Genomic DNA, 13,493 nt, shown 5'->3' on the forward strand with positions numbered 1-13,493 from the left:
TGGAGCACTTACTGGTTGGCCAGCTTGTGTTCCAGGTAGTGAATGTTCACACCACCTTCGCAGAAGCCTTCATCACGGACCAGTTCCCGGTGCAGCGGGATGTTGGTCTTGATGCCGTCGACCACGATTTCGTCCAGAGCATTGCGCATACGGGCCATGGCCTCGTCGCGGGTCGCGCCCCAGGTGATCAGCTTGCCGATCAGCGAGTCGTAGTTCGACGGAACCTTGTAGCCGCTGTACAGGTGCGAATCCACACGGACGCCGTTGCCGCCGGGCGCGTGGAAATGCTTGACCAGGCCAGGGCTTGGGATAAAGGTCTTCGGGTCTTCGGCGTTGATGCGGCACTCCAGGGAGTGGCCGTGCATCTTCACGTCGTCCTGGGTAAAGGACAGCGGGTTGCCGGCGGCGATGCTGAGCATCTCCTTGACGATGTCGATACCGGTGACCATCTCCGAAACCGGGTGCTCTACCTGCACGCGAGTGTTCATCTCGATGAAGTAGAAACGACCGTTCTCGTAGAGGAACTCGAAGGTACCGGCGCCACGGTAGTTGATGTCGATGCACGCCTTGACGCAGCGAGCCAGTACTTCCTGGCGAGCTTTTTCATCCAGGCCCGGTGCCGGAGCTTCTTCCAGTACCTTCTGGTGACGGCGCTGCAGCGAGCAATCGCGGTCGCCCAGGTGGATGGCGTGCCCCTGGCCGTCGGACAATACCTGCACTTCCACGTGACGTGGGTTGGTCAGGTACTTCTCCAGGTAGACCATCGGGTTGCCGAACCAGGCGCCCGCTTCGGAACGGGTCTGCTTGGCGGCTTCGATCAGGTCTTCTTCCTTGTGCACCACGCGCATGCCGCGACCACCACCGCCACCGGCGGCCTTGATGATCACCGGGTAACCGACTTCGCGACCAATGCGCAGGGCGGTGGCCTCGTCTTCAGGCAGTGGGCCGTCGGAACCTGGAACGGTTGGCACGCCAGCAGCGATCATCGCGTCCTTGGCCGAGACCTTGTCGCCCATCAGGCGAATGGTTTCGGCTTTCGGGCCGATGAAGGCAAACCCGGATTTTTCCACCTGTTCGGCGAAATCGGCGTTTTCCGCGAGGAAGCCGTAGCCCGGGTGGATGCCGTCAGCGCCGGTCACTTCTGCCGCGGCGATGATGTTCGAGACTTTCAGGTACGAGTTCGTGGCCAGTGGCGGGCCGATGCAGATGCTTTCGTCCGCCAGTTTCACGTGCATCAATTCGGTATCGGCCGTCGAGTAAACAGCGACGGTCTTGATGCCCTCTTCCTTACAGGCGCGCAGGATACGCAGCGCGATCTCGCCGCGGTTGGCGATCAGGACTTTTTGCAGTTTCTTCGCAGGTTTCAACATCGAAGGCGCTCCGCGGTTCAAACGATGGTGAACAGCGGCTGGTCGTACTCAACCGGCTGACCGTTTTCTACCAGGATGGATTCGATGACGCCGGCTTTTTCAGCGGTGATGTGGTTCATCATTTTCATCGCTTCGACGATGCAGATGGTGTCGCCCACTTTCACGGTTGCGCCGACTTCAACGAAGGCTGGCGAGGTCGGTGCCGGGGTGCGGTAGAAGGTACCGACCATTGGCGACTTGACCACGAAGCCGTTCAGCACTGGCGCAGCAGGTGCTGCTGGCGCAGCGGCGGCGGCAGGTGCGGCGGCCGGAGCAGCAGCGGCCGGAGCCGGCGCTTGCATTTGTGGCGCGTAGAACTGCTGGGCCGGGGTCTTGCTGTGACGGCTGATCCGTACGGACTCTTCGCCTTCCTTGATTTCCAGCTCGTCGATACCGGATTCTTCCAGCAGTTCGATCAGTTTCTTAACTTTACGGATATCCATGAATCATCAACTCCCAAGGGTCGGTCAGGGGCGCTTGGCCGGTTGTTCAAGCTGTTCCAGGGCGGCCTCCAGGGCCAGTCGGTAACCGCTGGCGCCAAGGCCGCAGATCACTCCTACCGCTACGTCGGAGAAGTAGGAGTGATGGCGGAAAGGTTCGCGTTTGTGCACGTTCGACAAGTGCACTTCGATGAATGGGATGCTCACCGCCAGCAGCGCGTCACGTAATGCAACGCTTGTATGCGTAAAAGCGGCGGGATTGATCAGAATAAAGTCCACGCCTTCGCCGCGCGCGGCATGGATACGATCAATCAGTTCGTACTCGGCATTGCTTTGCAGGTAGAGCAAATGGTGGCCGGCTTCACGCGCCCGTCGTTCCAGGTCGAGGTTGATCTGGTCCAGGGTGACTGCCCCGTAGACGCCCGGTTCGCGGGTGCCGAGCAGGTTCAGGTTGGGTCCGTGAAGAACCAGTAAGGTCGCCATCGGCTGTTCCTTGTTATTGATGTGGGTACGGCAGAACCCGGCGACTATGCCGCAAAGCCTTTGTGACTGTCCAGTTCTATGCAGTAGCCAGCACGATTACCGAGGATAGCGCGAAATTTGTGACTGTGAGGGCGAGTTCGGTCAGTGTGGGAGCTGGCTTGCCTGCAATAGCGGTGTGTCAGCACAGGGAGATGTCGCCTGGTTCACCGCCATCGCAGGCAAGCCAGCTGCCACATTGGGTCGCAACCCACGTTGAGTCCGGTCAGACGCGAAACGCCTGGACCGCCGTGTTGAGCTGCCCGCCCAGCACCAGCAGGTGTTCGCCCTGGCTGCGGCCCTGGCCGATGCGCAGCAGATTGTCCTCGCCCAACTGGTGGATCCGCTCGCTGTTGTCGCGAATCTCACTGACGGCGCCACTCTGCTGCGCGGTCACATCGGCGATGCGCACGGCGGTGTCGGCAATGGTCTGGATCGCGCCGACGATTTCATCCAGCGCACCATCTGCCGCCTGGGCCTGCTGGGCGGTGGCTTCGGCGTGTTCGACCTGGGCGCGCATGCCTTGCACCGATTGGTGGGCGGCGCTTTGCAGGCCGGCGATCAGGCCCTGGATTTCAGCGGTGGCGCCGGCGGTGCGCTGGGCCAGGGAGCGCACTTCGTCGGCGACCACCGCAAACCCGCGCCCGGCTTCACCTGCACGGGCGGCCTCGATGGCGGCGTTGAGCGCCAGCAGGTTGGTCTGGTCGGCAATCGAGCGGATCACCGTGAGTACGCCGCCGATGGTGGCGGATTCTTCGGCGAGTTTTTCGATCATCTGCGCGTTCTGCTGCACTTCACCCACCAGCGCGTGCAGCCCGGTCAGGCTCAGGCCGATCACGCGCTGGCCTTGCTCCACCGCCTGGCCCGCACTGCGGCTGGCCCCGGCCGCCTGGCTGGCATCCCCGGCGACTTGCTGGATGGTTGCCTCCAGCTCGCCGAGCGAATCGCGGATCTGCGCGGTGTCCCCGGCCTGGCGTTCAGCGCCGTCGTGCAGGCCGCTGCTCAACTCGGCGAGGGCACGGCTGCTGCCGGCGACCTCTTCGGCATTCCCGCGAATGGTGCCCACCAGATCGACCAGATACGCGCGCAAGCGGTTGAGGGAGGCTTCGATATCGTGCAGCTCGCGGTTGGTCTTGCCCAAGGCAATCGGCTGGCTGAAGTCACCTTCGGCCCAGGTCGACAGGGCCGGCGCCAGGTTGGTCAGCACCCGTGCCAGGCGCCGTTGCAGGGTATCGATCAGCAGGGCAATCAGCAGGATCAGGCCGATCATCACGCCTTGCATCAGGCGCACTTCGCCCTGGATCTGGGCATGTTGCGCGCGCACCACCGGTTCCAGGCCGGCAATGGCCTGCTGTACGGCGGCGATTTTCAGGTGGGTGCTTGCGGCCAGGTCGGTGCGTTGCTGGATCTGTTCGCGGGTGCGCTTGAGTTCGCCGGGGTAGCGGGTGAGCAGGCTGTTGAGTTCGCGCTTGAGGTCGACGCCGGTGTCCTGGGTCTCGGTCTTCTCGGTGTTTTCCAGGCCCATCAAGGCAGAAAAATCATCGGCGCTGGAATCGGCGCTGGCCTTGACGCCGAGCAATGGCAACGGCTCCAGCAGGTCGGCCTGGCTGCGGATATTACCGACTTCACGCTCCACATCATCGGCCAGTTCCGCGCGCCCGCTGCTCACCAGCTTGTCGCGGGCCAGGGACAGTTTGCCCAAGTGCTGGGACGCGGCCAGCAACGGCGGCAGGTAACGCGCGGCTTGCGGCGAATTGACGCTCAGGGCGTATTGACCCAGTTGCTCCAGGTTCGCGCCCAGTTCGCGTTCGGCTTGCAGTAACAGCGCTTGCGGGTCGCCGGCCAGCTTGCCGGCAGCCAGCAGGTCAGTCTTGCTGAAGGTATCCAGGTCCACCAGGCTGGGGCGCAGGTTCTGCGCGAGGTCGGCGGGCAGTTCATCCAGGTGCTGCAGCAGGTTTTCCAGGCTCTGGCTGGCGCTGCTCAGGCGCAGCGCATCGCCGCTGGCCAGGTAGTCGTCGATATTGCGCGCGGCCTGATTCTGAAAGGTCTGCGACAGGCCCAGGTAGCGTTCCATCAATAGATAGGGACGCTCCAGCGCGCGTTGCGACCACCAGAGCGTGGCCCCGAGGGCCAGGCACACAGCCACCAAGAGGAGGGTATTGAGATTGGTCAGCAGCTTCAGGCGCATGCGGGGTTTCAACCGACAGCAAAAGGTAAGTGCCTGAAGTTATTGCGTTTGCGTTACAGAGTTATGACGGAATCAGTCGATTCCGGTGAAAAGATGGCACTTTGCTTTGACGTGCGCGCTGCTTGTACGCGGTTGCGCCCGGCGTCCTTGGCGCGGTACAGCGCCTCGTCGGCCTGGGCGGCCATCATCAGGCTGTCGGAACCGTCGCACAGCTCCACCAGCCCGGCGCTGAAGGTGCACCACAAATCCTGCGGCTGGGCCGGGTAGTGGATTTCGGCAAAGCGCCCGCGAATTTCATCCAGCACCCTGCAGGCCGACTCCAGGTCGGTGTCGGGCATTACGATGGCGAACTCTTCACCGCCATAGCGCCCGATATAGTCGGTCTTGCGCAGGCGCTGCTTGAGAAACAGCGCCAGGCTCTTGATCACGCGGTCGCCCATGGGATGCCCGTGGCTGTCATTGACCCGCTTGAAGTGGTCGATGTCGAGCATGGCAAAGCTCAGCGGCTTGTTCTCGCGGCGCGCACGGAAGCTGCAGTCTTCGAGCAATTGCAGGATGTGAGTGTGGTTGTACAGGCCGGTCAGGCTGTCGCGCACCATCCGCGCCTTGAGGTTGCGCGCACGGGCGGCGCGGTTGCGCACGGTGGTGATCAGGTGGCGCGGCTTGATCGGCTTGGTGAGGAAGTCGTCGCCGCCTTCGCTCATGGCGTCCAGTTGCTTGTCGAGATCGTCTTCGGCTGACAGGTAGATGATCGGGACGCTGACGTAGCGGTCGTTGTGGCGAATCACCTTGGCCAGTTCGGTACCGGTGCAGGCGGGCATGTACATGTCGAGGATGATCAGGTCGGGCTGGAAATCCGCCAGCTCGGCCATGGCCTGGATCGGCTCGATCAGGGTGCGCGTGACGATGCCGGCACTGTTGAGCAGCCGCTCGGTGTGCAGTGCCTGGGCCCGCGAGTCATCGATGATCAGCACTTTATACGGTTCGTACTGGGCGACGCAGGTGAGCACTTCGATTTTTTCCAGCAGGCTGGAAGCCTCCAGTGTTCCGGTGAGGAACTCCTGGCCCCCGGCGCGCACGGCGGCCAGGCGGGTCGGGGTGTCGGTTTCATGCAGGCTGAAAAACAGCAGCGGCAGCTTTTGCTCCAGGCCTTCCTGGGCTTCGGCGGCGAGCTTGAGGCCCAGGCCGGCGCCGCAGAAGTCCACGTCCATCACGATCGCCGAGGGCAGGCGCTCGGCCATGGCGGCGCGAAAGGCTGCCACGCTGTCCAGCGACTGCGCGCTCATGCCGAAGAATTCCAGCTGCTTGGCCAGGCGTTCGGCGCGGTCGTGATCGGCGAGCATCACGTAGATCGGCTTGCGCATCGGCGGCAGGAACGTTTGCTCGAGCTGGTCGCCCTGGCGCAGTCCGGTGCGGGACAGGCGCTGCATCAGGCGGTTAAGTTCGGTGATCAGGTGGCTGCTCAGGCGGCCACGGTTTTCGTCCACTGCCTTGAGGGATTCGCCGATGTGCACGGCGAGCTGGCTGTGTTCCGGCTGTTCGAAACGCTCGGCAAAGCGCAGCAGGCGCAGGTTGGCTTCGCTGAGTTCGGACAGGTCGGCGCCCGACCATTCGCTGCGTTGCAGGCGCTGCCAGATCTCAAGAATTTGACGTGCCTGATGAATTACCCGCTGGGCAAAGTGGTGCTTGAGACGCTCACGGCTGGGGTCTTCTGGCTCGGTCATATCCTGACTACTAGTTAGGGTGCATGCTGAGGTCGACTGATGGCTCTATGCTAGCACCTCTTTTCCATGGGATGAGTGTCATATGTCAATTAACTGCGTGTCCCGGGTATTCAGTTATTGACCCGATGGTCGCGCAGCGTAAAAAACCTGCATCCTTTATAGTCGAACCTTCATCGTCCCCCGTTTGATTAAAAGCACCGCACCGGCGGGCACGATGGGGTAGGGTTGTGGTCGGAGTGTTTGAACGCACCCGGACCATTGAAGTGCATGAACTCAAGTGATTGAAAGGATATCGCCATGCTGGACTGGAAAAACCGTGCAGGCAGTGCCAAAGGCCCCGCCCCTGAGCCCAAGTCGGCCAACCGCAGCTATTTTCGCACGGTGCTGATGAGCCGCGCCGTGCTGAGCGTGCTCGGCCTGTACCTGTTGGTCACCGGTGCCCTGGGTTGGTACTGGAGCGAAGAGCCGGCGCTGTTCCCGGTCCAGCAAAATGCGCAGATTGCCGCTGAAAAAGACGGCAAGCAGATGGTGGTGGGCTTCACCACCGTCGAAACCCTCAAGACCGTAGTCGGCACCCTGCTGAACAAGCCGGGTGGCTACATTTCCAACGACCGCTTCCCGCCGGGCCTGTGGATGGACAACATGCCCAGCTGGGAATACGGCGTGCTGGTGCAGGTCCGTGACCTGACCCGAGCCCTGCGTAAAGACTTCGCCCGTTCCCAGTCGCAATCGGCGGAAGACGCTGACTTGGCCAAGGCCGAGCCGCGCTTCAACTTCGACAACAAGAGCTGGGTGCTGCCATCCAGTGAGTCGGAATACCAGGAAGGCATCAATTCCCTGAGCCGCTACGAGGCGCGCCTGTCGGACCCTAACCAGAAAGGCGCGCTGTTCTATGCGCGAGCCGACAACCTGAACAACTGGCTGGGCGATGTCGCTACCCGCCTGGGCTCGCTGTCGCAACGCCTGTCGGCCAGCGTCGGCCGGGTCAAGTTGAACACTGCACTGAAAACCGAAGCGCTGGCGCCGGGTGAAGTGCCACAGGTCGACGAAGAAGTGGTCGAAACCCCGTGGATGCAGATCGACAACGTGTTCTACGAGGCGCGTGGCCAGGCGTGGGCCCTGTCCCACCTGCTGCGTGCTATCGAAGTCGATTTCGCCGACGTCCTGGCCAAGAAAAACGCCACCGTCAGCGTGCGCCAGATCATTCGTGAACTGGAGGCCTCGCAAGAGCCTGTCTGGAGCCCGATGATCCTCAACGGCAGCGGCTTCGGTGTGCTGGCCAACCATTCGCTGGTCATGGCCAACTACATTTCCCGGGCCAACGCGGCGGTGATCGACTTGCGTCAGCTGCTCAACCAGGGTTGATGATGGACGCTGCTCAAAACGAGGCCGCGCACCGTGCGGCCTCCGATGCCGAACTGATCTGCTGGGTCGACGAGCAGGACAACCTGCTCGGCCACCTGGTGCGGTCCGACCTGCGCCAGCGCGGCCTGATTGGCCGGTGCACGTTTATCTTCCTGTTCAATTCCAAGGGCGAGCTGTGCGTGCATCGGCGCACCCTGAGCAAGGCGTTGTATCCCGGTTTCTGGGACACGGCAGCCGGCGGCATGGTCGCGGCAGGCGAGTCGTATGCGGTGTCGGCCGCCCGTGAGTTGGAAGAAGAGCTGGGCGTCGGCGGGGTAGCGTTGGTCGAACATGACCACTTCTATTTCGAAGATGGCGACAGCCGGCTCTGGTGCAAATCCTACTCGGCGACGTGGGACGGGCCGCTCAGCCTGCAGCCCGAAGAAGTCATGGAAGCTCGCTTTTTACCGATTGAAACGGTCCTGCAGGAGGCCGAGCAAAAGCCCTACTGTCCGGACGCCCAGGAGGGCTTGCGCCGCTATCTGGCCTCGCGTCGCTAAAGTTGCATAAATTGGCGCCATTTGGCCCTTAGCAAGTCGCGTTTTTGCCGTTACACTGCGCGACTTTTCACCCGTACTACGATTGTTTCACCCGGGTATCACTGTAGGCGCCGGCTTGCCGGCGATGGCTATCTTTAGGACGCCATCGCTGGCAAGCCGGTTGCTACAGGTGGGGTTGAAACACGGCGGTACGGTAGCGCTGCCCCTGCCTGAGTGGGGCTTCGCGGTCGGTCATTCTGATCGATCAGTCTTTGTCCTCCCAAGAGGATTGCCGGTGGCCAAAAAAGCCGCATCCTTCGCCGCCCTTGGTGGCCTGGTATTTTCCACCGACGCAGGTCGACACTGCCCGGACTGTCGTCAGCCCGTGGATTCGTGTACCTGCAAACAGACCCTGATCCCTGAAGGCGATGGCATTGCCCGCGTGCGACGCGAGAGCAAGGGCCGTGGCGGCAAGACGGTGACGACCATCACCGGCGTGCCCCTGGCCGAAGATGCCCTGAAGGAGCTGGCCACGACGCTGAAAAAGCGCTGTGGCACCGGTGGCGCGCTCAAAGACGGCGTCATCGAGATCCAGGGCGACCACGTCGAGTTGCTGTTGGCCGAGCTGATCAAGCTGGGTTACAAGGCGAAGAAATCCGGCGGCTAGCAGCCTCTGTGAAACCCACCCCGACCGCCGGTTCGCTGTACGCGAACTGTCGTCTCCATGGGTTTCACAGAGCCTGTTCCTGACCGGTGTCTAAACTCTGTCCTGCGAGTGGGGTCTACCTTCCTTACAGGCAAATCGTCATTTTCATTCTTTAGACTGCGCCAGCCTCAGAGAGAGGCGGCGCCTTCGACTTCATTTATAGGGGACTTCGATGTCCGTACGACGCACACGCAAAGACGATGGCAGCCAATGGACAGTTGCGGACAGCCGCAGTGTTTACGGGATCCGCCATTGGGGGGCCGGGTATTTCGCGATCAATGATGCCGGTCGCGTTGAAGTTCGTCCGAACGGCCCGAACAGCACGCCCGTCGACCTGTACGAGCAAGTCGACGAGCTGCGCAAAAGCGGCCTGTCCTTGCCGTTGCTGGTGCGTTTCCCCGACATCCTGCAAGACCGCGTGCGCCAGCTGACCGGTGCCTTCGATGCCAACATCGAGCGCCTGGAATACCAGAGCCAATACACCGCGCTGTACCCGATCAAGGTGAACCAGCAGGAGGCGGTGATCGAGAACATCATCGCAACCCAGAACGTGTCCATTGGCCTCGAAGCCGGCTCCAAGCCCGAGCTGCTGGCCGTGCTGGCCCTGGCGCCGAAGGGCGGCACCATCGTCTGCAACGGTTACAAGGACCGTGAGTTCATCCGCCTGGCGCTGATGGGCCAGAAGCTCGGCCACAACGTGTTTATCGTGATCGAGAAAGAATCCGAAGTTGAGCTGGTGATCGAAGAGGCTGCCAGCCTCAAGGTCAAGCCGCAGGTCGGCCTGCGCGTGCGCTTGTCGTCCCTGGCGTCGAGCAAGTGGGCGGACACCGGTGGCGAGAAATCCAAATTCGGCCTGTCGGCGGCGCAGCTGCTGTCCGTGGTCGAGCGCTTCCGCGCTGCCGGCCTGGACCAGGGCATCCGCCTGCTGCACTTCCACATGGGTTCGCAGATTGCCAACCTGGCCGACTACCAGCACGGGTTCAAGGAAGCCATTCGTTACTACGGCGAGCTGCGCAACCTCGGCCTGCCGGTGGACCACATCGACGTCGGCGGCGGCCTGGGCGTGGACTACGACGGTACCCACTCGCGTAACGCCAGCTCGATCAACTACGACATGGACGACTACGCCGGCGTGGTCGTGGGCATGCTCAAGGAATTCTGCGATGCGCAGAGCCTGCCGCACCCGCACATCTTCTCCGAAAGCGGCCGCTCCCTGACCGCCCACCACGCCATGCTGGTGGTGCAGGTCACTGACGTCGAGAAGCACAACGACGACGTGCCGGAGATCGAAAACAAGGAAAGCCTGCCGGAAACCGTGCAGTGGCTGGTGGACCTGCTGGGCCCGACCGACATCGAGATGGTCACCGAGACCTACTGGCGTGCCACCCACTACATGAGCGACGTGGCCACCCAGTACGCCGATGGCAAGCTGACCCTGGCAGAAAAAGCCCTGGCCGAGCAGTGCTACTTCGCCGTCTGCCGCCGCCTGCACAACTCGTTGAAAGCCCGCCAGCGCTCGCACCGCCAGGTGCTGGACGAACTCAACGACAAGCTGGCCGACAAGTACATCTGCAACTTCTCGGTGTTCCAGAGCCTGCCGGACACTTGGGCCATCGGCCAGGTACTGCCGATCCTGCCGCTGCACCGTCTCGACGAAGAGCCGCTGCGCCGCGCGGTCCTGCAGGATTTGACCTGCGACTCCGACGGCAAGATCAAGCAGTACGTCGACGAGCAGAGCATCGAGACCAGCCTGCCGGTGCACGCCTTGAACGAAGGCGAGGACTACCTGCTGGGTATCTTCCTGGTGGGTGCCTACCAGGAAATCCTCGGCGACATGCACAACCTGTTCGGTGACACCGACTCGGTGAATATCTACCAGCGCGAAGACGGTTCGGTGTACAGCGCCGGTATCGAGACCCATGACACCATCGAAGACATGCTGCGCTACGTGCACTTGTCGCCGGAGGAGTTGATGACTCACTACCGTGACAAGTGCGCCAGCGCGAAGATCAGCGCCAATGAGCGTACGCAGTTCCTGGACGCGTTGCGCCTGGGCCTGACGCGGTCTTCGTACCTGTCTTCGTAAGTCGCCGCTTCCCGGCTGACAAAGATCTCAAAGTGACAGAGATCCAGTGTGGGAGCGGGCTTGCTCGCGAAGGCGGTGTATCAGTCAATACAGCTGCCGACTGACACACCGCCTTCGCGAGCAAGCCCGCTCCCACATTTGGACCGCCGCAAGTCCTGCAGTTTTTATAGGGCCTGAGTCATGTCGAAAAAGCTCCTGCAAGTCTGCACCCTGGCCATTGCTGCGCTGCTCGCAGCCTGCTCGCCCATCAAGGTGCTCAACGCACTCACGCCCTCCAGCACCTTCAGCAAAACCTCCTCCGTCGCCTACGGCGATGATCCCCGCCAGAAACTCGATATCTACCGCCCGGCCAATGCTTCGCCGAACGCCCCCGTGGTGGTGTTTTTCTATGGCGGCAGCTGGAACAGTGGCTCCAAGGATGATTACGGTTTTGTCGGCGAAGCCCTGGCCTCGCGCGGCATTGTGGTGGTGATCGCCGATTATCGGCTTTACCCGCAAGTGCGTTACCCACTGTTTCTTCAGGACGGTGCCCAAGCGGTCGCCTGGACGTATCAGCACAGCGCCGAATACGGCGGCGATCCCCGCAAGCTGTATGTGATGGGCCACAGTTCCGGCGCCTACAACGCCGCGATGCTGGCGCTGGATGCGCGTTGGCTCAACGAAGTGAACCTGTCGCCGTCGATGCTCAAGGGCTGGATCGGTCTGGCCGGGCCGTATGACTTTTTGCCGATTGAAAACCCCGACGTGAAGCCGGTGTTTTTCTTCCCCCGCTCACCCCCGGACTCCCAGCCGATCAACCATGTCAGTGCCGGCGCGCCGCGGAGCCTGTTGATTGCCTCTTCGTCCGACACACTGGTCAACCCCACGCGCAACACCGGCGGGCTGGCCAACGCGTTACGGGCGGCCGGTGTGCCGGTGGAGGAGTTCTACTTCGGCAAGACCAACCACCAGACGCTGGTGGCGGCCATCTCCAAACCGTTGCGCTGGCTGGCACCGGTGCTGGATCGGGTCGTGGATTTCATCCAAGCCACTGATTCTGCCGATTCAGGCGCCAGGCAATCGCCCACAACGTGAGGCTGCGCAATGCCATGAACAGCAGGAAACTTATCCACAGGCCGTGGTTGCCGTAGCCCTGCAACAGCCAGGCGAACGGCAGCAGGATCAGCACGGTCAGCAGCATCCCATTGCGCATTTCGCGCGCACGCGTGGCGCCGATGAAAAGGCCGTCCAGCAGGTAACTCCACACCGCAATCAATGGCAGCACCGCCAGGTATGGCAGGTAGATGTCAGCCGTTTCACGCACGCTGGGGATGTCGGTCTGCATTGCGATAAACAGGTGCCCGGCGAACGTGAACAGCAGGGCGAAGCCGACGCTGGCGATCAGCGACCAACCGCAGGCGACCACCAATGAACGGCGCAGGGCCTGGCGATCATGCGCGCCGATGGCGTGGCCGCACAGCGCTTCGACTGCGTGGGCCAGGCCGTCGAGGGCGTGCGCGGTCAGCAGCAGGCCGTTGAGCAGCAGTGCGTTGGCGGCCACGGTGGCGTCACCCAGGCGTGCGCCTTGCACGGTAATCATGAAAAACACCGATTGCAGCGCCAGGCTGCGGATAAAAATATCGCGGTTGACCGCCAGCAGCGGCCGCCAGCTTTGCCACACCTTCAGCGCAGCCCAGGCGATGTGCCCGGGGTAGGCGCGCAGGGCTTTTTGCGTCAGGGCCAGGCCGAGCAGGGCGCCGGTCCATTCTGCAATGACCGAGGCGCGCGCGGAGCCGACCACGCCCCAATCCAGGCCGAGTACGAACCACAGGTTCAAGGCGATATTCACCAAGTTGGTGGTCAGCAGGATCGCCAGCGGCGCGCGGGCGTTTTGCGTGCCGAGGAACCAGCCGACCAGCGCGTAACTGGCCAGCGCGGCGGGCAGGCCAAACAGGCGGGTGTGGAAGAAGTCGCGAGTCAGTTGGTTGAGTTCGGGCGACGGTTGCATCCACTCCAGCGCCAGATGGCTCAGGGGGATGCCGACGGTTCCCAGCAGCATCGCCAACCCCAGTGCCAGCAGCAAACCCTGCAGCAGGATTTGCCGCAGCGCCGCTCCATCATTACGCCCGGCGGCCTGGGCGGCGAATCCGGTGGAACCCATGCGCAGGAAACCCATGGCCCAGGCCAGGAAGGTGTAGAGGCTGGCACCGACAGCCACCGCGCCGAGTTGGTGGGCGTGCGGCAGGTGGCCGATCACCATGCTGTCCACCAGTGCCACCAGCGGCACCGAAATGTTCGACAGGATCATCGGCGCGGCCAGGGCCCAGACGCGGCGGTGAGTGGGGCGGTGGCGCCAGTCGGTGAGCAGGGAATTCATGGAGGCTCCTACGGGGGGAGCGGCATTGTAACTGTCCGCAGAACGAATGTCGGCGCCGGCAAGCGGGCTCCCACAGGGGGTCGGTGTTGGTTGTGGGATTTGGCTGGGCTTGAGCCGTTCGAGAACCAAACTGCCCTCCGTCGGTCAATGTGACCAGCGCCACATCGGCTTGGCTGGCGCTG

Annotated in this window: 11 protein-coding genes; 5 read left to right on the top strand and 6 right to left on the bottom strand. The window is 62.5% G+C overall.

What is annotated here, in order from left to right; translation table 11 throughout:
* Window positions 1-8: 8 nt before the first annotated feature.
* From accC to JFU04_RS02495, 5 genes are all read right to left on the bottom strand, one after another.
* On the bottom strand, window positions 9-1,370 hold the full coding sequence (gene accC / locus JFU04_RS02475; RefSeq protein WP_065900276.1) for an acetyl-CoA carboxylase biotin carboxylase subunit: 1,362 nt from the start codon (window positions 1,368-1,370) through the stop codon (window positions 9-11).
* 17 nt (window positions 1,371-1,387) lie between these two features.
* Window positions 1,388-1,852, bottom strand: a complete 465-nt coding sequence (gene accB, locus JFU04_RS02480) for an acetyl-CoA carboxylase biotin carboxyl carrier protein (RefSeq protein ID WP_065900279.1) — start codon at window positions 1,850-1,852, stop codon at window positions 1,388-1,390.
* 24 nt (window positions 1,853-1,876) lie between these two features.
* The gene (gene aroQ, locus JFU04_RS02485; RefSeq protein ID WP_012721999.1) at window positions 1,877-2,332 is read right to left on the bottom strand and encodes a type II 3-dehydroquinate dehydratase; all 456 of its coding nucleotides are present in this window, start codon (window positions 2,330-2,332) and stop codon (window positions 1,877-1,879) included.
* 262 nt (window positions 2,333-2,594) lie between these two features.
* Window positions 2,595-4,556 carry a methyl-accepting chemotaxis protein gene (locus JFU04_RS02490; RefSeq protein ID WP_106805277.1) on the bottom strand — a complete coding sequence of 654 codons (1,962 nt, stop codon included), beginning with the start codon at window positions 4,554-4,556 and terminating at the stop codon, window positions 2,595-2,597.
* Window positions 4,557-4,609: 53 nt separating this feature from the next.
* On the bottom strand, window positions 4,610-6,280 hold the full coding sequence (locus JFU04_RS02495; protein WP_201143455.1) for a response regulator: 1,671 nt from the start codon (window positions 6,278-6,280) through the stop codon (window positions 4,610-4,612).
* 387 nt (window positions 6,281-6,667) lie between these two features.
* Here JFU04_RS02495 and JFU04_RS02500 point away from each other — a divergent pair, with 387 nt between their 5' ends.
* The 5 genes from JFU04_RS02500 to JFU04_RS02520 all read left to right on the top strand — a co-directional run bounded on the left by JFU04_RS02500 (window position 6,668) and on the right by JFU04_RS02520 (window position 12,029).
* Complete coding sequence (locus JFU04_RS02500) at window positions 6,668-7,645, top strand: DUF2333 family protein (protein ID WP_371322043.1); 978 nt, start codon at window positions 6,668-6,670, stop codon at window positions 7,643-7,645.
* A gap of 2 nt (window positions 7,646-7,647) precedes the next feature.
* Window positions 7,648-8,184 (top strand): NUDIX hydrolase, encoded by a 537-nt coding sequence (locus JFU04_RS02505; protein WP_065900389.1) that lies wholly within the window; start codon window positions 7,648-7,650, stop codon window positions 8,182-8,184.
* A gap of 274 nt (window positions 8,185-8,458) precedes the next feature.
* Window positions 8,459-8,830, top strand: a complete 372-nt coding sequence (locus JFU04_RS02510; RefSeq protein ID WP_005784408.1) for a translation initiation factor Sui1 — start codon at window positions 8,459-8,461, stop codon at window positions 8,828-8,830.
* A gap of 211 nt (window positions 8,831-9,041) precedes the next feature.
* Window positions 9,042-10,955, top strand: a complete 1,914-nt coding sequence (gene speA, locus JFU04_RS02515; RefSeq protein ID WP_065900291.1) for an arginine decarboxylase — start codon at window positions 9,042-9,044, stop codon at window positions 10,953-10,955.
* A 180-nt stretch (window positions 10,956-11,135) separates the two neighbouring features.
* On the top strand, window positions 11,136-12,029 hold the full coding sequence (locus tag JFU04_RS02520; protein ID WP_201143456.1) for an alpha/beta hydrolase: 894 nt from the start codon (window positions 11,136-11,138) through the stop codon (window positions 12,027-12,029).
* Here the strand turns inward: JFU04_RS02520 and JFU04_RS02525 are convergent.
* Window positions 11,974-13,311, bottom strand: a complete 1,338-nt coding sequence (locus tag JFU04_RS02525) for an MATE family efflux transporter (RefSeq protein ID WP_201143457.1) — start codon at window positions 13,309-13,311, stop codon at window positions 11,974-11,976. The genes JFU04_RS02520 and JFU04_RS02525 overlap by 56 nt on opposite strands.
* Window positions 13,312-13,493: the final 182 nt, after the last annotated feature.

This window comes from Pseudomonas sp. TH21, assembly GCF_016651025.1.
GTDB classification, from domain to species: Bacteria; Pseudomonadota; Gammaproteobacteria; order Pseudomonadales; family Pseudomonadaceae; genus Aquipseudomonas; species Aquipseudomonas aylmerensis.